Raw genomic sequence first — 22,026 nt, 5'->3', positions numbered from 1 at the left:
AGTGCTGGTGTTCGCGACGCTGATTCTGCTCTTCACCGGACTTCTTTCGCTGCCTTCGCGGGCGGCATCAAGGTCACCACGCTCGCCGTCCTGGCGCTCGCGGTCTGGTCCGAGGCCAGAGGCCGCCCGTCGGTCGAAGCCTTCGGCCGCCGCATCCCGAGCGACGTGCAGCGCGTCGCTCTCTCGGTCGTCGCATGGGGAGCGACGATCGTCGCTCTCTCGACCATCACGATCTCGCACATCACCAAGTCGCCTGTCGAGGACGTGCTCTTCGACGTGATCTCGGGCTTCGGCACCGTAGGCCTGTCCACCGGGCTCACCGCGAGCCTTCCCGATCTCGGTGTCTACGTCATGGCCTTGACGATCTTCATGGGGCGCATTGGTACAGTGACTCTCGCCGCGGCCGTGGCTGCGACATCCCGTTCGCAGCTCTACTCGCTGCCCGTGGAAAGGCCGATCGTTGGTTGAACGGATTCGGAACGACGCGCCCGTCCTGGTGATCGGACTCGGGCGATTCGGCGCGGCGTGCGCGGGCGAGCTCGACCGGCTCAATCGCGAGGTGCTCGCCATCGACGAAAGCCTCGAGCTCGTACAGAAGTGGTCCGAGCGCGTGACGCACACCGTGCAGGCCGATGCGAAGAACATCGACGCGCTCAAGCAGATCGGCGCCGGCGACTTCCAGGTCGCCGTCGTCGCGGTCGGCTCCTCGATAGAGGCCTCCGTCCTCATCACTGCGAACCTCGTCGACCTCAAGGTCCCGCAGATCTGGGCGAAGGCGGTGTCGCAATCGCACGGCAAGATCCTCGCGCGTGTCGGCGCGAACCACGTCATCTATCCCGAGCGTGAGGCCGGTGAGCGCGTTGCTCACCTCGTGAGCGGGCGGATGCTGGACTTCATCCGGTTCGACGACGACTTCGCGATCGCCAAGATGTACCCCCCGAAGTTCATCCGCGGCGTCGGGCTGAGCGAATCGGGGGTCCGCTCGAAGTACAACGTGTCGGTCCTGGGCGTGAAGAGCCCCGGTACGCCGTTCCGCTACGTCGAAGCGGACACGATCGTGACCAACCACGACCTGATCATCGTGTCGGGAACCAACAGCGATATCGAGAGGTTCGCGGCGCTCGATCGCTGAGTCGAGGCGAGTCGCCGCGGATCGAAGCCCTCATCCGGCGGCGAGTTCTCTCGCGCGCGCCAGCGCCGCATCCGTCGCCTCGGTGAACAGGGCGTCGAGGTCTGCCGTTTCCAGCACTGCGATCGCCCGCTCGGTCGTGCCGTTGGGGCTCGTCACGCGACGGCGCAGCTCGGCGGGGTGCTCACCGGATGCCTCGAGCAGCGCCGCGGCGCCGATGAAGGTCTGTTCGGCCATGAGTCGCGCCTGCGCCTCGTCGAAGCCCTTGCCGATCGCTGCCTTCGTGAACTCTTCGACCATCAGGAAGAAGTAGGCAGGGCCTGATCCGGAGATGGTCGAGAGCGCGTCGATCTGCGATTCGGGAACCTCGACGACGACCCCGCAGGTCTCGAAGAGCCGGCGCACGACGGCGGTGTCGGCGTCGGTCGCGTTCCCCCCGGGGGCGAGCCCGGTGACCGCCCTGCCGACGACTGCGGGCGTGTTCGGCATCGAGCGCAAGACGGCGACGTCGGCACCGAGGATCGATGCGAAGGTGGCGAGGGTCACCCCGGCCGCCAGACTCACGACGATCGTTCCCGGCCGCAGGGCGGGTGCGATCTCGCGCAGCAGGTCGGGTACCATCGCGGGCTTCACGCCGATCAGGACGACGCGAGCGGATGCCGCCGCCTCGGCGTTCCCGTGCGGGCGCTCCTCGAGTGCGATGCTCGTCACGCCGTCCAGCTCCGCAAGCACGTCGGCTTTCGCCCGCGTGCGATTCGTGACGGTCACACCGGAGGTCGCAAGCCCTGACCGCACGAGACCCTGGAGGATCGCGCCACCCATCGATCCGGCGCCGATGATCGCGATGGAGGGAAGCACAGCGGGGTCAGTGGACATGCCGATCAGTTTACGGAGCGCAGCTTCGGCGTCTTGCTCGGCATCCGTACACTTGTCGCCATGAGTGCATCGGGTGGCGGCAAGGCGATCATCGCGGCGTTCCTGGCCAACATGGGCATCGCCCTGGCCAAGTTCGTCGCGTGGTTCTTCTCGGGTTCGGCATCGATGCTCGCCGAGGCGATCCACTCGGTCGCCGACTCCGGCAACCAGCTGCTGCTCCTGCTCGGCGGCCGCAAGGCGCGCAAGGAGGCCGATTCGGAGCATCCGTTCGGCTACGGGCGCGAACGCTACGTCTACGCGTTCGTCGTCTCGATCATCCTGTTCTCGGTCGGCGGTCTGTTCTCGATCTATGAGGGCATCGACAAGCTGACCCACCCGCACGAGCTCGAGAACGTCTGGATCCCGCTCACCGTGCTGTTCATCGCGATCGGCCTGGAGTCGTTCTCGCTGCGCACGGCCATCAGGGAGAGCAACCTCGTGCGGGCGAAGGGCGAATCATGGGTCGGGTTCATCCGTCACGCGAAGGCTCCCGAGCTGCCGGTGGTGCTGCTCGAGGATGTCGCGGCTCTCATCGGCCTGGTCTTCGCTCTCCTCGGCGTCGGGCTCACCGCCGTCACCGGCAACTCGATGTTCGACGCGATCGGCACCCTGATGATCGGGACCCTGCTGATCCTCGTCGCGATCACGCTCGGAATCGAGACCAAGAGCCTTCTGGTCGGCGAGGGCGCGGGCACCGCTGATCACGGCAAGATCGTCGCCGCCATCACCGGCGGCCCCGAGGTCGAGCACCTCATCCACCTCAAGACCCTGTATCTGGGTCCGGACGAGCTTCTGGTCGCGGCGAAGCTGGGCTTCGCGGCGAAGAAGTCCCTCGCCGAGGTCGCCGCAGAGATCGACATCGTCGAAGCGCGGGTGCGCAAGGCGGTTCCGACCGCCCGGTCCATCTATTTCGAGCCGGACGTGTACAACGCGCGCGAGTCCTCCCAGCCGCTGACCGAGGAGGTCGTCATCCGCTCGGTCGACTGATCCGGCGGAAGTCGGTCACGGCTGGCGGCGCGACTCGAAGAAGGCACGCAGCAGCATCGTGGAGTCGTCGGCGTGCACGCCGCCGACGACCTCGGCACGGGAGGGCAGGCGCCGGTCGCGCACCACGTCATACACCGAACCCGCCGCCCCGGCCTTGTCGTCCCACGCGCCGAACACCAGTCGCGACACGCGCGCCTGCAGCAATGCCCCCGCGCACATCAGGCACGGCTCCAGAGTGACCACGAGCGTGCAGCCCTCGAGGTTCCACGAGCCGATGGATGCCGCAGCCTCGCGCAGCGCAACCACCTCGGCGTGCGCAGTCGGGTCGTGCGTGAGTTCGCGCAGATTGCGGCCCTCGCCGATCACCGAGCCGGCGGCATCCGTCACGACCGCACCGACGGGGACGTCATCGGCACCCGCCGCCTGGACGGCCAGCTCCAGCGCGCGCGTCATCGCGGCAAGGTCGGCGGCGGCAGGGTTCACCCGTCGAGCGTACGCCCGGGCCTTCGTCGATGTCGCCGGTGCCATAGCCTGGGCGTATGCGCGTGCACGTCGCGGATCATCCGCTCATCACCCACAAGCTCACGGTCCTGCGTGACGAGAGCACCCCCTCCCCGGTGTTCCGCCAGCTCACCGAGGAGCTCGTCACGCTCCTGGCCTACGAGGCCACGCGCAACGTCCGGGTGAGCCCGCACGAGATCCGCACACCGGTGACCACCACGATGGGCGTGCGGCTGAGCGAACCGCGACCGCTCGTGGTTCCGATCCTGCGCGCGGGCCTCGGGATGCTCGCGGGAATGGTGAAGCTGCTCCCGAGCGCCGAGGTCGGCTTCCTGGGCATGGCGCGCAACGAGGAGACCCTCGAGCCGACGACCTACGCCGAGCGTCTGCCCGAAGACCTGAGCGACCGGCAGTGCTTCGTGCTCGACCCCATGCTCGCAACCGGCGGCTCGCTCGGCGCGGCGATGGAGTTCCTGTTCCGGCGCGGAGCGCGCGACGTCACCGCGATCTGCCTGCTGGGCGCCCCCGAGGGCGTGGCCGCGATCGAGAAGCAGGTGGAGGGCCACGACGTCACCCTCGTTCTCGGCGCCCTCGACGAGTGCCTCAACGACAAGGGCTACATCGTGCCCGGCCTCGGTGACGCGGGTGACCGCCTTTACGGCACGGTCTGACCGCTCATACGAGCGCCGCCATCGACGGCGCAGGCGTGATCGCAACGAACTCGCCCGTCCGCGCGACCGGACCGACGACCGCGATGGGGGTCGCCCGCCCGTCGTCGGCGGCATCCGCGGTGAGACCAGGACAGGAATGGCCGCGACATCCACCCCTCGCCGAACGGATGCCGCGGCCTGCGCCTACGATAGGGCGCTCAGCCAGGCTACGCGCGCGATGATTCGACCCCGAAGAGGTTGACACGGCGCGACGAGCGGTCTACTGCGCATTGCGAACGAGCGCTACTCGAGGTCGGGCACCGGAGTCGCCGGTGCTCCCACCAGTCGCGCGAACCCGCTGAGCCGCGCGACCCCCTCGGGCGTGTACGGAAGGTCATCGAGCAGGCCGGGCGAGGAGATCAGGTACGCCGTGTGCATTGCCCGTGAGATCGCGACGTTGAGCCGGTTGCGCAGCAGGAGGAACTCCAGCCCCCGCGGCGCGTCTCGACCCGAGGACGCGGCCAGCGAAACGATCGCGACCGCTGCCTCCTGCCCCTGGAACCGGTCGACCGTGCCGACGGGGACGTCGGGGAAGCCGGCATCCGCCAGCGCCTGCTCGACCGTGACCTGCTGGGCGTTGTACGGCGTCACGACGATGATGTCGGCCTGTTCGAGCGGACGGGGAGCCAGTCGGGTGGTCTCCCCCGCGTCGCCGATCAGGATGCCGGTCCACGCACGCCCGACGAGGTCGCGGACGAGGTCGGCGACGACCGCGGCTTCTTCGACGGATTGCGTGGCGTTGCCATGGTGCCGCACCTCAACCGCGATCAGACCGGGTCGGATGCCGGCGAGGTCGCGCATCGCGGTCGACGGATGGGCCGCGAGCTCGCCGCGGTACGACAGCCGTGAGACCGGTTCGGCGACCCGCGGGTGCATGCGCCACGTGCGGGCGAGGAAGTAGCCGTACTCGGGCGGGATGACATCGGCGCCGTCCATGACCCAGCCGAGCGCGGAGGTGTCCACCGGCTCGGGGTGGGTCCCCTGGCTGACCTGCGGCAGCTGCTGCGGGTCGCCGAGCAGCAGCAGGCGCGGGGCCGCGAGCGATACGGCGATCGTCGAGGCGAGGGAGAACTGGCCGGCCTCGTCGATCACGAGCAGATCGAGACTCTGCCGCGGAATGCGCGCCTCATGAGCGAAGTCCCAGGCCGTTCCGCCGACGACGAAGCCGGTGCCGGCGTGCTCTGCGGTGAACCCGGCCATTGCGTTCTTCGCGATCGCCGTGAAGGGGATCCCGGGTGCGGACGGGTCCTTGGGCGCCTTTCCGACCAGTTCGGGGGCGATGCCGGCCGCGACGATGCGCCCGAGCATGTGCTCCACCACAGCGTGCGACTGGGCGACGACGCCGACCCTGTAGCCGTGCTCGGCGACCAGGCGCGCGATCACGTGCGAGCCGACATAGGTCTTTCCCGTGCCCGGAGGCCCCTGCACCGCGAGATAGCTGCGGTCGAGGGCGAGGACCGCGCGAAGGATCGCATCGACGTCGTCACCGTCTGCCGCGGGCAGACCACTCTCGGCCGAGACGCGCCGAAGCGTGCGCGGAGGTCGGCGCGCGAGGATGTCGGTGGCGGCGTCTGCGGGCAGCAGCGGAGACGCCGCGAGCACGCTGTCGGCCCATGCGTCGATCGCCGCCTGCTGGCGCCCGGCGCTCGGCGGAGCCTGCGGGGTGAGCGCGATCGGCAGCTCTTCCCAGGTGTTCCCGTCGACCGCGAGCTCTTCGACGACCGCACCGTCGTCGAGCACCTCGACCACTGTCACCGTGCGGGTGCCGTGGATCCACCGGGGTGGGGTCTCGAGCGGGAACGGTGCAGGCAGCTCGTACACCGCGAACGGCGACGAGCCCTCGCTGAGCCGCGTTCCCGGTGCCAGTTCGCCGCGCAGCTCGACGCGCCGGCGCTCGCTCTTGCCCTCGGGATGATGCCACTCATCGATGACGCGCGAGCGTGCGGCATCCACCGACATCACATCGCGCGTCTCCTCCCACAGCGAGAGTGGTTCGCGCAGCCGCAGGAAATGCGTGGCCCAGAACGACTTCGCCTCGCGGGGGTAGTAGTCGATCGCCGCGGCGCCGAGGCGCAGGCAGGCCGATTCGGCTGAATCATCGGGGTGAGCCGCTGCGGCCGCCGCCAGCTTGACCGCCCGAGGCGAAGGCTCGTATGCGCGCTCATCGGGTTCGGGATTGGGCGTGGGACGAAGCCCCGCGGCGCGCGCGTGATCGACGAGCCAGTCCCGCAGCCGCCGGGTGGAGACGCAATCGTACCGGTTGTAGTCGGCGAGGTCGTCGAAGATCCCCTGGGCCGCGGCATCCCGCCCGTCCTCGCGCAGCGCGCGCGCCTCGACGTAGCGGACTATCGAGTCGTCGCCCTTCTGCACGTCGCTGGTGCGCACCTCGTCGCCCATGTACAGGGGCTCGAGCTTCTTGATCGAGTACGACCGCGACCCCACGCGCAGGGCCCGTCGCACGATCGGGTACAGATCGACGAAGACTCCGTCCCGCAACAGTCGGTCCACGTCCGCTTCGCGGGTGCCGTACCGCGCCGCCATCGTCAGCAGGTGCGTGGGCTCGTACGGCGCGTAGTGGTAGATGTGGAAATCCGGATGCTGCGCACGGTGCACCTCGATGAAGTCGAGGAAGGTCTCGAGCGCGACGCGCTCCTCGGCGAACGAGTGCGCCCACAGCGCGCTGTACTGCTCGCGCACGTCGACCCAGCCGAACAGGTAGTCGATGCCCCACACCGTCGCATCGATGCCCGGCGTGAACTCGGTGTAGAGCGGATCGCCCTCGAAGTCGAAGAACAGGTCGCCGAGATCGGGGCGCGGCAGTGCGCCGAGGGCTTTCGGCGCGACGACCTCGTACGGGGGCACCGCGGGCGGCAGATCGGCATCGAGTGCCACCGCTTGCCCGGTTCCCGCGGGCGCGCTCAGCTGAAGCCGGGCCTGGGTCTGGAGCATCGCGAACGTGTCGGGGTTCATGCCCCTCGGCTCGGCGGTCGCATCGGTGAGCTGATCGATCGTCTCGATGCCCGTCGCGCGCAGCCGGTCGCGCTGCACCGGACGCATGCCGGCGACGAGCAGCAGATCGCGGGAGGCGACGACCTCGAGGTCGCAGGTGGCGCAGCGTCCGCACGCGATGACGCCGAGCTCGCCGCGCGCGTCGCCCCAGGCGATCGCCGGCCATTGCGCCCCGAGTTCGAGGTGCCGGTCAGCGATCAGGGCGCGCAGGCGTGCCCGGCGCAGGCAGAACACGGGCAGGAGGTCGTCGGCGAGGTGGACGCTCGTCGTGCCGTCGCCCAGGAGCAGCTCGACCCGGTCGGAACGGGGGATGCCGAGCCGGTCGAGCTGGTCGACGTAGGCCGCCAGCTGCATGAGCGCGGTCACCCGGGCGCGGCGCGCGAGCTTGCTGTCCTGCACGATCCAGCGGCCGTCCTCGTCGCGCGCCAGGAAGTCGGCGAAGCCGACGAACTCGTCGGTGGCGAATGCCGCCTGGTAGATGACGTCGGCGTCGGATGCCAGCGCCGCGTTCGTGTGGGCGACCGCGGCGGCCAGAGCAGCGGCATCCGAAGATCTCGCCTCGGCGATCTCGACGACCCCGTCGCCGAACTTCGCACGATAGTCCGCCAGAACCCGCAGCTCGTGCTCGCCGCCGAGCCGACCGGCACGCTCGAGCGTGGCGTCTTCGGTCTCCTCGACCGCCGCGATGCGCCCGACGCGTGCGTCGATCGCGCGCAACCATGCGAACTCGCACTCGGCTGCGGCTTTGAGGTCGCTCGCACTCCAGACGATGCGCGCCTCAGCCTGGATGTATCGCAATGGCTCCCCCTCGTCACCCCGATCGTACGGGCGGGGGCGGACAGTCGATGGTGCGAGATGGGCGTGGGTGCCGGTGCGTCGACCAGACACAGACGGCGCGCTCGGCTGTGCACGATGTCCTGACGGAACCGCGGCGCAACGAGCGACGTGCTGACAGACTGGAGCCATGAGCCTCCCGTTCGAGAGCGCGTACCGGCACGGGTTCGCGCGCATCGCGGCCTGCACGATCCCCGTCGCGATCGCCGATCCGGCTCGCAACGCCGAGGCCGTGCTCGTGGCGGCTCGCGAATGCGACGCCGACGCAGTCGCCGTCGCCGTGTTTCCGGAACTGTGCCTGACCGGTTACGCGATCGACGATCTCGTGATGCAGGATGCCGTGCTCGATGCGGTCGAGACGGCCATCGCGACGCTGGTGGCGGCATCCGACGATCTCTTCACGATGCTCGTGGTGGGTGCGCCGCTGCGCCATCGCAGCCGTCTCTACAACTGCGCCGTCGTGATCCATCGCGGCGAGCTGCTCGGTGTGATCCCGAAGTCGTATCTGCCCACGTACCGGGAATTCTACGAACGACGCTGGTACGCACCGGGCGACGACCAGGTCGGCCAGGACATCCGGGTCGCTCACCTCGAGGCTCCTTTCGGACCCGACCTGCTCTTCGAGGCACTCGATGTGCCCGGCCTCGTCGTGCACGCCGAGGTCTGCGAGGACGTCTGGGTGCCGATCCCGCCGTCGTCTTCGGCGGCACTGGCCGGCGCCACCGTGCTGCTGAACCTCTCCGGCAGCCCGATCACGATCGCCCGCGCCGAGGACCGCAAGATCCTGTGCCAGTCACAGTCCCTGCGCTGCCTCGCCGCCTACGCATACGCCGCAGCCGGCCAGGGCGAGTCGACCAATGACCTGTCATGGGACGGTCAGACCCTCATCTACGAGGGCGGCACCCTGCTGGCGGAGACCGAGCGCTTTCCCGAAGGCCCACGCCACTCAGTCGCCGATGTCGACCTCGGGCGCCTGCGCCAGGACCGCCTGCGGCAGGGAACGTTCGACGACAACCGCCGCGCCGAGCACGCCGACGCCATGTTCCGAACCGTGCACTTCGAGCTCGACCCGCCCGCCCGCGACATCGGCCTTCGCCGGCACCTCGACCGCTTCCCGTTCGTGCCGGACGACCCCGCGCGGCTCGCGCTGGACTGCTATGAGGCGTTCAACATCCAGGTGTCGGGACTCGTGCACAGATTGCAGGCGATCGGCGCACCCAAGCCGGTCATCGGCGTGAGCGGCGGCCTCGACTCGACGCACGCCCTGCTCGTGATCGCCCGCGCGATGGACCGCATGAGCCGGCCGCGCAGCGACATCCTGGCGTACACGATGCCCGGGTTCGCCACCTCGGATCACACCAAGTCGAACGCGATCGCCCTCGCCGAGGCGATCGGCGCCTCGATCGAGACGATCGACATCCGGGATGCCGCGACCGAGCTGCTGACCAAGATCAGGCACCCGTTCGCCGACGGCGAGCCGGTGCACGACATCACGTTCGAGAACGTGCAGGCGGGGCTGCGCACCGACTACCTGTTCCGCCTCGCGAACCAGAACGGCGGACTGGTCATCGGCACATCCGACCTGTCGGAGCTCGCGCTCGGCTGGGCGACCTACGGTGTCGGCGACCAGATGAGCCATTACGCCGTCAACACCGGCATTCCGAAGACGCTGATCCAGCACGTGATCCGCTGGGTGATCGCGGATGCCTCGACGGGCCTCGGCAACCACGAAGGTTGGCTGGGCGACCATGCGAAGGACGTGCTGCAGTCGGTCCTCGACACCGAGATCAGCCCCGAGCTGGTGCCGGCCGGGCAGGACGGCAAGATGCAGTCCACCGAGGACCGCATCGGCCCTTATGCGCTGCACGACTTCGCGCTGTTCCATGTGCTGCGCTACGGGCTGCGTCCGTCGAAGATCGCTTTCCTCGCCGAGCGCGCGTGGGCCGACGCGGATGCCGGGGCCTGGCCCCCCGGCTTCCCCGCCGAGGACCGCTACGCCTACGACCTTCCCGCCGTGACGAAGTGGCTGCGCGTGTTCCTGCAGCGCTTCTTCGGGTTCGCGCAGTTCAAGCGGTCGGCCATCCCGAACGGCCCCAAAGTCTCGCCCGTCGGATCGCTGTCACCACGCGGCGACTGGCGGGCGCCGTCGGACGGGAACGCCGCGGTCTGGCTCGCCGAGCTGGATGCCGCCCTGCCCGACCTCGTACGGTAGGACGGGACACACCATGGCCAAGAACGCGACGATCGTGGGCAGCGGGCCGAACGGCCTCGCGGCCGCCGTCGCTCTCGCTCGCGCCGGGTACGCGGTACGCGTGCTCGAAGCCTCCGCGACGGCGGGCGGCGGGGTGCGCACCGCCGAGCTTACCCTTCCGGGATTCCGCCACGACGTGGGATCGGCCGTTCAGCCTGCGGCCCTGAGCTCGCCGTTCTTCCGCGCCTTCCGGCTCCGCAACCGCATCGACTGGGTCACGCCCGAGGTCTCGTATGCGCAGCCGCTCGAGAACGGTCGTGCGGCGATCGCCTGGCGCGACATCGACCGCACCGCCGACGGTCTCGGCCGCGATGCGCGCGCGTGGCTCGCGGTCCTGCGGCCGCTCAGCTCGCACTTGGACGCCGTCGTGGACTTCACCGGTTCGCAGCTGCTGCGCATGCCGCGGCATCCGCTGACCACGCTCCGATTCGGTCTGCGCGTTCTGCAGCTCGGAACGGTCCTCGGCCGTCGCACGTTCGCGACCGAGGAGGCGAATGCTCTGCTCACGGGGGTGCTCGCGCACGCCAACACCCCCCTTCCGTCGATCGGTGCCGCGGCCTCGGGGCTCTTCCTCGCCGCGCACGCGCACGCCGGAGACGGGTGGGCCTACCCGCGGGGCGGAGCACAGCGCATCGGCGACGCGCTGATCGCCGACCTGCGCGCGCACGGCGGCGAGGTCGTCACCGATCACCACGTCCGATCGCTCGACGGATTCGACTGGGGAGACGCCGCGGCGGGCGATGTGCTCCTGCTGGACACCTCGCCCCGGCTGCTGCTCACACATCCCGGGCTTCCGGCTTCGTACGCCCGCGCGATCCGCCGCTACCGCTACGGCGCCGCAGCGGCGAAGGTCGATTTCGCGCTCGACGGTCCGATTCCGTGGGAGAACGCCGACGTCGCTCGCTCGCCGACCGTGCACCTCGGCGGCGCCCGCGGCGAAGTCGAGCACGGCGAGAACGCGGTGGGTCGAGGTGTGGTCACCGGGCGGCCGTACGTGCTCGCGGTGCAGCCGTCCGTGCTCGACACGACCCGAGCCCCCTCGGGCAAGGGCGTGCTGTGGGCCTACATCCACGTGCCGGCCGGCTCCCCGCTCGATCCGACCGAACTCGTCACCCGGCAGGTCGAGCGATTCGCCCCGGGCTTCCGCGACCGCATCCTGGCGTCGCATGCGATGACCGCGGCCGAACGCGTCGCCTTCAACCCCTCCGACATCGGCGGCGACATCTTCGGCGGCGCGTTCAGTCTCGTGCAGGCGATCCGGCGGCCCGTCGTGTCGGCGACCCCGTGGCGCACGCCGATGCCGGGCATCTACCTCGCCTCGGCATCCACTCCCCCCGGGCCCGGCGTGACCGGCATGCCGGGCTGGTATGCCGCACGCCAGGCCCTCGACGACGTCGGCGCCGGCCGCCTCGAACCCGCTGATCTGTTCGGGGCGTGATGCCGTGGACGGGTTCGCCGCTGTCGACTTCGAGTTCGCTCGGCAGGTTCTGCAGCGCGGAATCGCGGCGCTCTACCTCATCGCGTTCGTCTCGACGCTGAACCAGTTCCGCCCGCTCCTCGGCGAACACGGGCTGATGCCCGCCCCCGAACTCCTCGCGTGGGCGCGGACGTCGAAGCGGGCGGGCCGGATGCTGCGCCCCACCGTGTTCCGGTGGGTGCGCTACTCCGACCGGCGGCTCGTCGCGCTGTGCATCGCCGGCATCGTGATCGCCGCGACCCTGGTGCTCGGCATCCCGCAGCTGGGCCCGCCGTGGGTGCCGATGCTGGCCTTCCTGCTGCTGTGGGGCGGCTACATGTCGATCACCGCCATCGGCCAGACGTTCTACTCGTTCGGCTGGGAGATGCTGCTGCTCGAAGCCGGCTTCCTCGCCGCGTTCCTGGGGTCGGACGCGCAGCCGCCCGCGACGGTCGTGATCGTGCTCTTCTGGTGGCTCGTCTTCCGGCTCGAGTTCGGCGCGGGCATGATCAAGATCCGCGGCGGGCGCGAGTGGCGGGACCTCACCGCACTGATGTACCACCACGAGACGCAGCCCATGCCGGGGCCGCTCAGCCGGCAGGCGCATCTTCTGCCCCGCTGGTTCCACCGCGCAGAAGTGCTCGGCAACCACTTCGCCCAGCTCGTCGTGCCGTGGTTCCTGTTCGCGCCGCTCCTCGGGCTGTGGATCCCGGGGCCGGTGCCCGCGCTCGTCGGCGCCGTCGCGGCCGGCATCGTCATCGCGACGCAGCTGTGGCTGGTCGCCACCGGCAACTTCGCGTGGCTCAACTGGGCGACGATCGTGATCGCCTTCTCCGCGATCGGGGTGCCGGGCATCGGCGCGGTGTCGCGAACGGCATCCGATGAGCCGCCCTGGCTGATCGACGGTCTGCCCCTCGCCTGGCTGATCGCCACTGCGGCGGTCGGCGCGGTCTACGTGGCGCTCAGCTGGCCGGCGCTGCGCAACCTGTTCGCGCGCCGGCAGCTCATGAACGCGAGCTTCAACCGCTGGCAGCTGGCCAACGCCTACGGCGCGTTCGGAACGGTCACCAAAGAGCGCATCGAGATCGTCGTCGAGGGCACGATGGATGAGAACCCGGATGCCGCCACCTGGCGGGAGTACACCTTCAAAGGCAAGCCGGGTGAGCTTCGCCGCATCCCCCGCCAGTTCGCGCCGTATCACCTGCGGCTGGACTGGCTGATGTGGTTCCTGCCGCTCGGACACTCTCTGGAGGACTGGTTCACCGCTCTCCTGGTGCGGCTGCTCGAGGCGGATCGGCCGACGCTGCGGCTGCTGGCCCACGATCCGTTCGGGGGCGAGGCGCCGCGCTGGGTGCGGGCGGTCTCCTACCGCTATCGCTTCACGACCCGCGCGGAATTCCGGGAGGGGCACGAGCGGTGGCGCCGCGATCGCCGGAGCGAGGTCTGGGGACCTGCGGCCCTGCGCAGGCCTGGGAGACTGGACGAGTGAAACTCCTCGTCGCGGCGCTCGAAGCGGAACTGGTCGCCTTCCCGCCCGAGCTCGACGGCTTCGACCGGCTCGTCACGGGTCCGGGCAAGCTTCAGGCGACGTACGCACTGACGCGGGCGCTGGACGCTCGGAAGTACGACGAGATCCTGGTCGTCGGCACCGCCGGTGCGATCGACGCGATGCTGGACGGGGACGTCCACGAAATCGACGCAGCCATCCAGCACGACGTGACCGACATCGACGGCATCGTGGGGCAGCACGTGTCATTGCCGCCGCGCATGGAGCTGGGCCGCGAAGGGGTCACGATCGCGACCGGCGACCAGTTCGTCGACGACGCCGAGGCGGTAGCCGTCATCCGGCCGCTCGGCGCGGGACTGGTCGACATGGAGACCTACGCGTACGTCTGGGTCGCCGCCCAGTTCGGCGTGCCGATCCGCGTGATCAAGGCGGTCTCGGACCGCGCGCAGGACGATGCGATCACCGACTGGCGCTCTGCTGTCACCGCCTGCAGCGTGCAGCTGCGCGATTTCGTGCTCGCTGACTACGGCGTGTAGCCGCGCGCAGGCTCAGGACTCGGAATCGCCGCGGCGCGCGAAGACCATCCGCAGGATCACGAAGACGATCAGGGCGACGACGGCCACGGCGAGCAGCTTGAACACGAACGCGAGCACCGAGAACAGGATGTTCACCAAGAACCACGCGATCAGGATCGCTGCGATGACGCCGACGATCGTCCAGATTGTGCCCCTGTTCACTTCATCAGTCTAAGCCTCGGCGAATCACACCGGTCAGAAGCGGACTGCGATGTCCTGCCGGATGATGCTCGGCCCCTGCGGCGTCGCCTCGACGAGGAGCTGAGCCGGCAGCTGCTCTTTCATCGCAGCCACATGGCTGATCAGCCCCACCGTGCGACCGCCCTGGCGGAGCTCGTCGAGCGTGCGCATGGCGAGATCGAGCGTGTCTTCATCGAGCGAGCCGAAGCCCTCGTCGATGAACAGGGTGTCGAGCTTCACACCGCCCGCGAGCGCCGTGACGACTTCGGCCAGCCCCAGCGCGAGAGCGAGCGATGCGAGGAAGGTTTCGCCGCCCGACAGCGACTGCGCCGGCCGCGCCTGCCCGGTGTGCGCGTCCATGATCTGCAGGCCGAGACCGGATGCCGCCCCTCGCGCCGCACGCGCGTCGGTGTGCTGCAGCCGGTACCGGCCCGAGGACATCTCTTCGAGGCGCAGATTGGCCGCCTCGACGATCTCCTCGAGCTCCGCGGCGAGCACGAACGACTCCAACGTCATCCGGTGGGTGTTGGGGGCCTTGCCGGCGACGGTGTTCGCGAGGCGGGCGATGACCTCGTGGTCGGCGGCGAGTCCCGATATCTCCGCGTGTGCTCTCGTCGCCCGCGCGAACAGGTCGTTCAGTCGTTCAAGGGTCTGCGCGGCGTGAGCGGCGGCATCCACCGAGCTGCTCCATCGCTCGCGGGCGTCGGCGAGCTCGGTCGCGGTGGCGGAGAGCTCGACGAGTTCTTCGGGCGCACCGGCGAGGTCGAGCTCGAGCTCGCGCAGCCGGTCGCGCTCGGCGCGCAGCGCGGCATCGTGCTCGCGGATGCGGCGGTCCAGCGCGACGCGGGCTGCGGCGTCGCGGAGTGCGCCGGTCGCTTCGGCGACATCGGCGAAGTCGGACGCGGCGATCCGCGCGTCGCGGTCGGCGGCGGCATCCTGCGCGGCGGCCGCACGTGCAGCGGCATCGGCGTGCGCGTCGCAGAGCGCCTGCGCGAGGCGGCGGCGCTGGGTCGCATCCTCGATGCGGGCGGCGACGGTCGCGAAGTCCCCGCGGGCGGCGTCAACCGCGGACCGCGCCGCGGCGGCCTGCGCGTCGAGCCCGGCGAGCGACTGCCGGGCGGAGGCCAGTTCGACGGCGAGCGCGTCATGTTCGGCTTCGGCCGCGGCCACCGCCTCGACCAGTTGCTGACGCCGGGTCGTGAGGCGGTCGCGTGCGGCGGCGGCCTCCTGCGCGGCCGCGACCGCGTTCTCGGCGGCCGCGTGGGCCGCCTCCAGTGCGGCGACACCGTCGCCCCCCGCTCGCGCGGCCGCGTCGGCGTAGGCCGCGCGCGCGGTGCGGGCACCATCGGATGCGGCGCGCTCACGCTCGGCGGCCTGGTGCATATTCCGCTCCGCCGCGGCCAGGTCGTCGTCGGTGACGGGGTCTTGGGTGCGAGCGGCGGGGTCGGGGTGCTCGACGGAGCCGCAGACCGCGCACGCCTCGCCGTCGACGAGCGCGGCCGCGAGTTCTCCGGCGTGGCCGGCCAGCCGGCGCCGCAGCAGCGCGGTCACCGCGGCGGCGGCCTGCTCGAGCGCGACGAGGGCCGTGGCCTGCGCGGATTCGGCATCTCGCTGCGCCGCGGCGAGGCGCTCCGCGTCGCGGGCGGCGGCGAGTCGGGCGCCGACCGCGCCGAGCTGGGTCTGGGCCGAGGGGAGCGCACCGGCCGCAGCCGTGTGCGCACGAAGCTCGTCGTCGAGGTGGGCAACCTGCTCGGGAAGCCCGACACGGGCGGCGGCGAGGCGCGCCAGCAGTTGCTCGAACTCGTCGATGCGGTCGCGGGTCGCAGCGATCGTCTTCTCGAGGCCGGTGAGCTCGCGCTCAGCGGCGATCGCGGCCGTCGCCACCGCGAGGTCGCCGGTGAGCTCGTCGATCCGGATGCCGAGGGCTGCGGCATCCGACCCCTCGCCGGCTGCGACCCAGGCCGTGAGCGCCGCGTCTTCGATCACGGCTGCGGCGGATGCGACGGCCGCCGCGTGGGCGGTGGACTCGATCGGCGCGCGGAGGGCTTCAGCGGCGCTGGCGCGGTCGAGCGTCTCACGATCTTGCGCCACCGAGGGTGACTGCGCCTCGAGTGATGCGAGGGCGGCGCGGGAGCGCGCGCGGTGCTCCTGCTTCTCGCGCAGCGCCTTGGCCGCGAGGTGCGCGCCTTCGGCGGCAGCGTGTGCGGCGTCGGCGGCATCCCGATCTCGGACCAGGGTGTCGGCGCGGTACGCGGCGCGGTGAGCGGCGCGTTCGCCTGCGGCGAAGCGTGCCGACACCGATGCCGGTGGGCTGTCGGTGTCGGGCTCGTCGCCGGCGAGGGCATCCGCCTCGATGAGCCGCTCTGCCTCGCCGAGCAGCAGCAGGACGCCGTCCTCGGCCGAGGCGAGCGCGCGCTCGGAGTCCTTGCGCCGCTGCTCGAGTGCGCTCTGGTAGTCCTCGTAGGTGCGGGTGCCGAAGAGCTTGCGCAGCAGGCGCTGCCGGTCGTCGTTCTTCGCGAGCAGGAACTCTGCGAACCGCCCCTGCGCGAGCAGGATGACCTGCAGGAACTGCTGTTGATTGAGCCCCAGGATCTCGTCGAGCTCGCGAGCGACGTCCACGGGCCGCGCGGCGCGGCCGATCCACGCGCCGTCGACGAGTTCATCGAGCTGCGCGCGGTGCGGCTCGGCGGTCAGGCCCGGGCCGCGATGCTTCGGTCGCTCGTATTCGGGCGACCGATTCACGCGCCACCGCGTGCCGGCGGCGCTGAACTCGACCATGACGTTGGTCGGGTCATCGGGTGCGCAGTGATCGCTGCGCAGTCGCTTCTCCACGCCGTCGTAGCGCGGTGCGCCGCCGTAGAGGGCGAAGCAGACGCCGTCGAGCACACTCGACTTGCCGGCACCGGTGCGGCCCGCGATCAGGAAGATGCCATCGGCGGCAAAGGCGTCGAAGTCGACCACCTGCCGTTCCCGGAACGGACCGAAGCCCTCGAGTTCGAGGCGATGGAGCCTCACTGTGCCACTCTCACTGTGCCACTCTCACTGTGCCGCCTCCGCGAACGAGCGATCGTCGATCATGTCGCGGATGAGCTCGGCCTCACGGTCTGTGGCGCCCTCACCCTCGCGCACGTGCGCGAGGAAGGCGTCGACCAGCTCGGCGTCGCTGCGGGCGGCGCGCACGCGGCGGGAGTATGTGAGACCATCAGGCTCGGAAAGACCTTCGGGCGTGTGCATGACGGTCGCGCAGAACGCGAACCTGGCCTGCAGGCGGCGCATCGGGTCGAGCTGCGGGGTCGGGTCGGTGTACTGGGCGCAGACCCAGGCATCTTCGTCTGCGACGAACCGCGGATCGGTCAGCAGCTCGTCGAGCGATGCGCGGATGGTCTTCAGCCGTCGCGGCACGGGCAGGTCGAGCCACGTCGCCGTCGCCAGGCCTCCGGCATCCAGCTCCACGAGCCACGACCCGCGAGGCTTGTCTGCCTCGCCGAAGCTGTAGTGCAGCGGGGCGCCCGCATAGCGAACGCGCTCCGACAGCTGCTGACGTCCGTGGATGTGACCGAGGGCGACGTAGTCAGGCGATACCGTGTCGGGACCCTCGAACGCGGAGAGCGCGACGACGTCGAGACTCCCCTGCCGGATCTCGCGCTCGACCCCCGGCGTCGCCTCGACACCGGCCGCGAAGCAGTGCGCGATCGCGACCGACCGCCCGCCGCGTTCGGCGAGGTCATCGCGGATGAGACTCATGACGTACTCGATCGTCGCGTGTTGCGAGCGCAATTCGGCGCCAGCCCACAGGTGGCGCACGAGCGCCGGCTCGAGGAAGGGGATGCCGTAGAAGTGCACCGGTCCGTGCTCGTCGGCGATCGTGATCGGGGTGCCGGACGACAGCGGATCGGTCACGACATGGATGCCGTCGCGCAGCAGCGCGGACTGGAACCCGAGCCGCGCCGCGGAGTCATGGTTGCCGCTGGTCACGATGATCTGCGCACCGGCATCGGACAGAGCGCGCAGCGTGTCGGTGAGCAGCGTGTAGCACGCGGCGGCCGGAGCGGCGGAGTCGAAGACATCGCCGGCGACGATCACCACGTCGACGTGGTTCGCACGAACCTGGGCGGCCAGTTCATGGAGCACGCCGCGCAGCGCGTCGAGCGTGGCGTGGCCGTGGAACGACCGCCCGATGTGCCAGTCCGAGGTGTGCAGGATGCGCATGCTCACACGCTAAACGCGCCGTGCGACATTGCGCCCGAGGCCCTCCGCGATGCGCCAACTCCCGCCTCGCGCTGCGTCCGATTCCCGGACATCGCCACGCGGTCCGAACATGGCAGCGCACTACGCCCGGCGGGACTTCTCCCTGCTGCGCGAGCTCAGGTCGACGATCGAGAGGAGGAAGGCGAACGCCACGAAGATCGCCACCGCGATCATGCCGTACGCGTAGGCATGGTTGTAGACGACCGTGTCCGGCGCCGTGCCGCCTTCGCGGTAGATCGTCGAATAGAACAGCGAGAGCGCAACCGCCGTGCCGACCGAGGTCCCGATCCGCTGTCCGAGCTGGCCGATCGATCCGGCGGTGCCGCCCTGGTCCACCGGGATGTCGGCGAGCGTCAGCGTCTGGTTGGGCGAGTTCACGAGCCCGCCGCCGATGCCGCCGATCACCATGATCCCGGCCATCACCCACACGACGGCGGCTTCGGGGGCGAACAGCGCGGCTGCTGCCAGGCCGATCACGCACAGCAGCATGACTGAAAGTCCCCATACGACGATGGGGCGGCCGTAGGTGCCGACGAGGTTGCCGCCGATCCACGAGAACACCGCGCTCGTCAGGGCGAAGCCGATCGTCACCATGCCCGCGTAGACCGGGGCGAGCCCCACGCCGGTCTGCAGGAACAAGGTGGTGAGCAGGAAGAGCGCGGGCAGCGCAGTGAAGTACGCGGCGATCAGCAGCGTGCCGTTTCGGAACGACGAGACCCGGAACAGGGCGAACGGGATGAGCGGCTGCCTGCCCGTGCTCTCGTAGTGCCGCTCCCACGCCACGAACGCACCGGTGAACGCCACGAACACGGCCAGCAGCCACCAGCGCCGCGGATCGTCGTCCGGCGAGCCGGTCGTGAAGAGGAACGGCCACATCAGCGAAACAACGGCAAGGCTGAACAGGAACACCCCGAAGAGGTCGAACGAGAGCGCCTTGCGCGAGCGGGTGCGGGTTCTCGGCAGCACCCAGACCGCGAGCGCGATCGCGATGATGCCCAGCGGCACGTTCATCCAGAAGATCAGCCGCCAGCCGTCTGCCGCACCTCCGACGAGGATCATCAGACCGCCGATCGTCGGCCCGAACGCGATCGCGATTCCGATCGTGGCGCCGAAGAGCCCGAATGCGCGCCCGCGCTCCTTGCCTTGGAACAGCTGCTGGATGAGCCCGAGCACCTGCGGCATCTGGATGCCGGCCGCGACGCCCTGCAGCAGTCGCGCGACCATGAGCATGAGCGGGCTGATCGCGACAGCGCAGAGCAGGCTCGTGACCGTGAACAGCGACAGGCCGACGATGAACAGCGCCCGGCGGGACCGCTGGTCGCCCAGCCGCCCCATCGGCACCAGGACCAGGCCGAAGGTCAGGACGTAGCCCGAGACGATGAGCTGCAGCTGGGTCGACCCCGCGCCGAGCGCCGCCTCGATCGACGGCAAGGCGACGTTGACCTTCGACAGGTCGAGGATCGTGATCCCCGCCACCGCGACGCACACCCAGAACGCACGCCACCGCTGCGGGGAGGTCAGCACGATGTCCGTGCCCGGCGGATGAGCGGAGGTCTTCACAGCTCGCTCGGGGGTGTCCGCGGGCGAGTTCGCGGTCGTGGAGTCCGACATCGACCCCAGGCTATCGTCGACACCGATGATCGGGGCGCGTATGACCCGCGAGGGCGCTGATGTCGTCGTCGGTCAGCTGGATGCCGGTACCCGGGAGTCTGTGCCGGAGCACCTCTTCATAGCGCTCACATCGGTCCTGGGATTCACGTGGTGTCGCCTGCCGTGCGTGCTGCAGCAGCCGCAGTGCGATCCTTCCCGACCGCCTGGCCGATCATCTGCCCGCCGCTCGTGAACATCGCCCGCCGCCAGGGCAGCATCCCTTCGATCTCGATCTGGATCGACATCGACAGGATGGTCCGGATCAGCACGATGATGCCGAGGATGAGGGCGTCCTCCATCGAGGGCTTCGAGGTGATCGTGCGGATGAGGTCGGCAGCGACGAGCACCTCGAGCCCCAGCAGGATCGCGGAACCGAGAGTCGTGCGCAGCACCGAGAACGCCGCACTCCCGCCTTCTCCGCGTCTGAGGGAGCGCACGCAGAGCACCAGGGCGATGATGAAGCCGACGATCATCGCGAGCGCCCCCATGGCCTCGAAGCCCACGGCGACGAAGAGGAAGAGGGTCTCGAAGTCCACGAGCCTCAGTGTAGGGGCCCGGCTTCGCGGCTACGCGGTGGCGCGCTGCTGCAGGATGCCCGCCCGCTCGGGGTGCGCGGCGAACCATTCGGCGACGTACCAGCACACCGGAATGACCGACCGGTCGCCCTGGCGCTCGAGCTCGGCGACCGCGCGGTCCACGATCTCGCCCGCGTACCCGTGCCCGCGGAACGTGGGCACCGTGTACGCGCGCGTCATCGCGACGGAGCGCCCGTCGTCCCGGTAATCCAGAACACACACCAGGTCGGTGCCGCTGTGCAGCGTGTAGCGCGAAGCGTCGGGTTCGCGGGCGAAGGTCAAAGATGTCACCCATCCATCGTACGACCGATCCGATACGTCGGCGATTTGACGCATTACAACCGGATCCGTCATAATCGCGAGATGACTGACAACTCGCGCTCTCTGTCCGCCCTGGAGGCGAACGGGACTGCCGTCATGATGATGGCAGGCCGCGTCGTCATGTGTTGTCGAATGTGTCGCTGCACCCCCGCCTGATTCGCAGCACGGTTTCTGAACACCGCCAAGAATCCCCCGAGCATCCGGCTTGTGGCGTCGATCACGCCCATCCGGATGCCGCACCCCAGGCCCATCACAGAGGCCGCACTGCAGCACACTTCGAACTCCCGCCGACCAGGGCGCGGGTTCCTTCCCCTAGGACCATCAACATGTCGAACACCGCTCTCCTCGAACGCCCCGCCACAGCCCCCCGCCTGCGCGCTGTCTCCGCCCCCGTTCCCGCCGCCGTTCCCGCTGCCGTGAACAAGCCCTCAGACACGCCCGCTGCGGTGGACGGCACCCGCGCCCTTCCCGCCGGAACCGCCCCCCGCGGCTTCGCCCTGTACGTCGGCATCGACGAAGCCAAGGCCGCGGCATCCGGAGTCAGCCTCGGCGTCCTCGTCGACGCCCTCCGTCGCACGCTCGCCGAACTGGCGCCCGAAGCCGAGACGTATGCCACCGTCGCCCTTGCCCCCGTCGGCTCGGGTGGCCGCGATGTGGACGTCGTGCGCCTCGCGCTGCACGAGCCCTCCGCGATCACCCGCACCAAGCAGGACGAGCCCGAAGACGAAGACCGCGCACCGGGCGGCGTCGTCGTCGACATCTCGCGCAAGCGCGTGCTGATCGACGGCGAGTCCGCCGCGTTCACCTTCAAGGAGTTCGAGCTGCTGCAGTATCTCGTGCTGCGCGAGGGCCGCACGATAGAGCGCACCGAGCTCGTCGGATCACTCTGGCACGGCGCCACCGAGGAGGACTCGCCGGGCGAGCGCACGATCGACGTGCACGTGCGCCGCCTGCGGGCCAAGCTCGGCCGCTACGAGGACATCGTGCGCACCGTGCGCGGCGTCGGCTACCGCTTCGACCGTCACGCCGACGTCTCGATCCGCTACGGCCACGGCACGCCTTCGCCCGACCGCTTCTGACCCCGATCGGCGCACCGCGGGAAGACACCCTTCTCGGCGCCTTCTCGGCGCACCGCGGGAAGATGGCGCCTTCGGCAGGAATGCGTCGACGACGTGCAG

The 22,026-nt window shown here is 70.0% G+C and carries 18 protein-coding genes; 9 read left to right on the top strand and 9 right to left on the bottom strand.

Annotated elements, in window-relative coordinates:
• Together QZV84_RS00175 and QZV84_RS00170 are read left to right on the top strand one after the other, a co-directional pair.
• On the top strand, window positions 1-468 hold a 468-nt coding region (locus tag QZV84_RS00175; RefSeq protein WP_292823533.1), incomplete at its 5' end, for a potassium transporter TrkG.
• Window positions 461-1,132 (top strand): TrkA family potassium uptake protein, encoded by a 672-nt coding sequence (locus QZV84_RS00170; RefSeq protein ID WP_292823530.1) that lies wholly within the window; start codon window positions 461-463, stop codon window positions 1,130-1,132. The genes QZV84_RS00175 and QZV84_RS00170, both read left to right, overlap by 8 nt.
• Window positions 1,133-1,162: 30 nt before the next feature.
• Here QZV84_RS00170 and proC read toward each other — a convergent pair whose 3' ends face one another.
• A complete protein-coding gene (gene proC, locus QZV84_RS00165; RefSeq protein WP_292823527.1) occupies window positions 1,163-2,005 on the bottom strand; it encodes a pyrroline-5-carboxylate reductase in 843 nt (280 codons plus the stop codon).
• A gap of 60 nt (window positions 2,006-2,065) precedes the next feature.
• Between proC and QZV84_RS00160 the strand changes: the two genes are divergently transcribed.
• A complete protein-coding gene (locus QZV84_RS00160) occupies window positions 2,066-3,031 on the top strand; it encodes a cation diffusion facilitator family transporter (RefSeq protein WP_292823524.1) in 966 nt (321 codons plus the stop codon).
• Between the two features lie 15 nt (window positions 3,032-3,046).
• Here the strand turns inward: QZV84_RS00160 and QZV84_RS00155 are convergent, their stop codons facing one another.
• Window positions 3,047-3,484: a nucleoside deaminase gene (locus QZV84_RS00155; protein ID WP_292823657.1), complete on the bottom strand. Its 438-nt coding sequence runs from the start codon at window positions 3,482-3,484 to the stop codon at window positions 3,047-3,049.
• A gap of 86 nt (window positions 3,485-3,570) precedes the next feature.
• Here QZV84_RS00155 and upp point away from each other — a divergent pair, with 86 nt between their 5' ends.
• Window positions 3,571-4,203, top strand: coding sequence for a uracil phosphoribosyltransferase (upp, locus tag QZV84_RS00150; protein ID WP_292823521.1), 633 nt, complete (start codon window positions 3,571-3,573; stop codon window positions 4,201-4,203).
• Window positions 4,204-4,485: 282 nt separating this feature from the next.
• Here upp and QZV84_RS00145 read toward each other — a convergent pair whose 3' ends face one another.
• Complete coding sequence (locus QZV84_RS00145) at window positions 4,486-8,049, bottom strand: bifunctional RecB family nuclease/DEAD/DEAH box helicase (protein ID WP_292823518.1); 3,564 nt, start codon at window positions 8,047-8,049, stop codon at window positions 4,486-4,488.
• 166 nt (window positions 8,050-8,215) lie between these two features.
• Here QZV84_RS00145 and QZV84_RS00140 point away from each other — a divergent pair, with 166 nt between their 5' ends.
• From QZV84_RS00140 to QZV84_RS00125, 4 genes are read left to right on the top strand one after another with little or no spacing between them, the layout of a single operon-like run.
• A complete protein-coding gene (locus tag QZV84_RS00140) occupies window positions 8,216-10,297 on the top strand; it encodes an NAD(+) synthase (RefSeq protein ID WP_292823515.1) in 2,082 nt (693 codons plus the stop codon).
• Window positions 10,298-10,310: 13 nt separating this feature from the next.
• Entirely contained in the window at window positions 10,311-11,774 is a 1,464-nt protein-coding gene (locus QZV84_RS00135) for an NAD(P)/FAD-dependent oxidoreductase (protein ID WP_292823512.1), read from the top strand.
• Between the two features lie 4 nt (window positions 11,775-11,778).
• On the top strand, window positions 11,779-13,281 hold the full coding sequence (locus QZV84_RS00130; protein WP_292823509.1) for a lipase maturation factor family protein: 1,503 nt from the start codon (window positions 11,779-11,781) through the stop codon (window positions 13,279-13,281).
• Window positions 13,278-13,835 (top strand): nucleoside phosphorylase, encoded by a 558-nt coding sequence (locus tag QZV84_RS00125; protein ID WP_292823506.1) that lies wholly within the window; start codon window positions 13,278-13,280, stop codon window positions 13,833-13,835. The genes QZV84_RS00130 and QZV84_RS00125 overlap by 4 nt, the downstream gene beginning before the upstream one ends.
• A gap of 12 nt (window positions 13,836-13,847) precedes the next feature.
• Here the strand turns inward: QZV84_RS00125 and QZV84_RS00120 are convergent, their stop codons facing one another.
• The 6 genes from QZV84_RS00120 to QZV84_RS00095 form a co-directional block, all read right to left on the bottom strand.
• Window positions 13,848-14,036, bottom strand: coding sequence for a hypothetical protein (locus QZV84_RS00120; protein WP_292823503.1), 189 nt, complete (start codon window positions 14,034-14,036; stop codon window positions 13,848-13,850).
• A 33-nt stretch (window positions 14,037-14,069) separates the two neighbouring features.
• Window positions 14,070-17,069, bottom strand: coding sequence for an SMC family ATPase (locus tag QZV84_RS00115; RefSeq protein WP_292823500.1), 3,000 nt, complete (start codon window positions 17,067-17,069; stop codon window positions 14,070-14,072).
• A gap of 24 nt (window positions 17,070-17,093) precedes the next feature.
• Complete coding sequence (locus QZV84_RS00110; RefSeq protein WP_292823497.1) at window positions 17,094-18,263, bottom strand: exonuclease SbcCD subunit D; 1,170 nt, start codon at window positions 18,261-18,263, stop codon at window positions 17,094-17,096.
• A gap of 120 nt (window positions 18,264-18,383) precedes the next feature.
• The gene (locus QZV84_RS00105) at window positions 18,384-19,913 is read right to left on the bottom strand and encodes an MFS transporter (protein WP_292823494.1); all 1,530 of its coding nucleotides are present in this window, start codon (window positions 19,911-19,913) and stop codon (window positions 18,384-18,386) included.
• Between the two features lie 143 nt (window positions 19,914-20,056).
• Window positions 20,057-20,488 carry a DUF1622 domain-containing protein gene (locus QZV84_RS00100; protein ID WP_292823491.1) on the bottom strand — a complete coding sequence of 144 codons (432 nt, stop codon included), beginning with the start codon at window positions 20,486-20,488 and terminating at the stop codon, window positions 20,057-20,059.
• A gap of 30 nt (window positions 20,489-20,518) precedes the next feature.
• Window positions 20,519-20,818, bottom strand: a complete 300-nt coding sequence (locus QZV84_RS00095) for a GNAT family N-acetyltransferase (protein ID WP_292823488.1) — start codon at window positions 20,816-20,818, stop codon at window positions 20,519-20,521.
• 356 nt (window positions 20,819-21,174) lie between these two features.
• Here QZV84_RS00095 and QZV84_RS00090 point away from each other — a divergent pair, with 356 nt between their 5' ends.
• On the top strand, window positions 21,175-21,927 hold the full coding sequence (locus QZV84_RS00090; protein ID WP_292823485.1) for a winged helix-turn-helix domain-containing protein: 753 nt from the start codon (window positions 21,175-21,177) through the stop codon (window positions 21,925-21,927).
• Window positions 21,928-22,026 lie beyond the last annotated feature (99 nt).

It is taken from the genome of Microbacterium sp. (assembly GCF_011620715.1).
In the GTDB taxonomy this organism is placed as follows: Bacteria; Actinomycetota; Actinomycetes; order Actinomycetales; family Microbacteriaceae; genus Microbacterium.
Note: the sequence above shows the minus strand (reverse complement) of the source record. Positions and strands in the feature narration are given on the sequence as shown.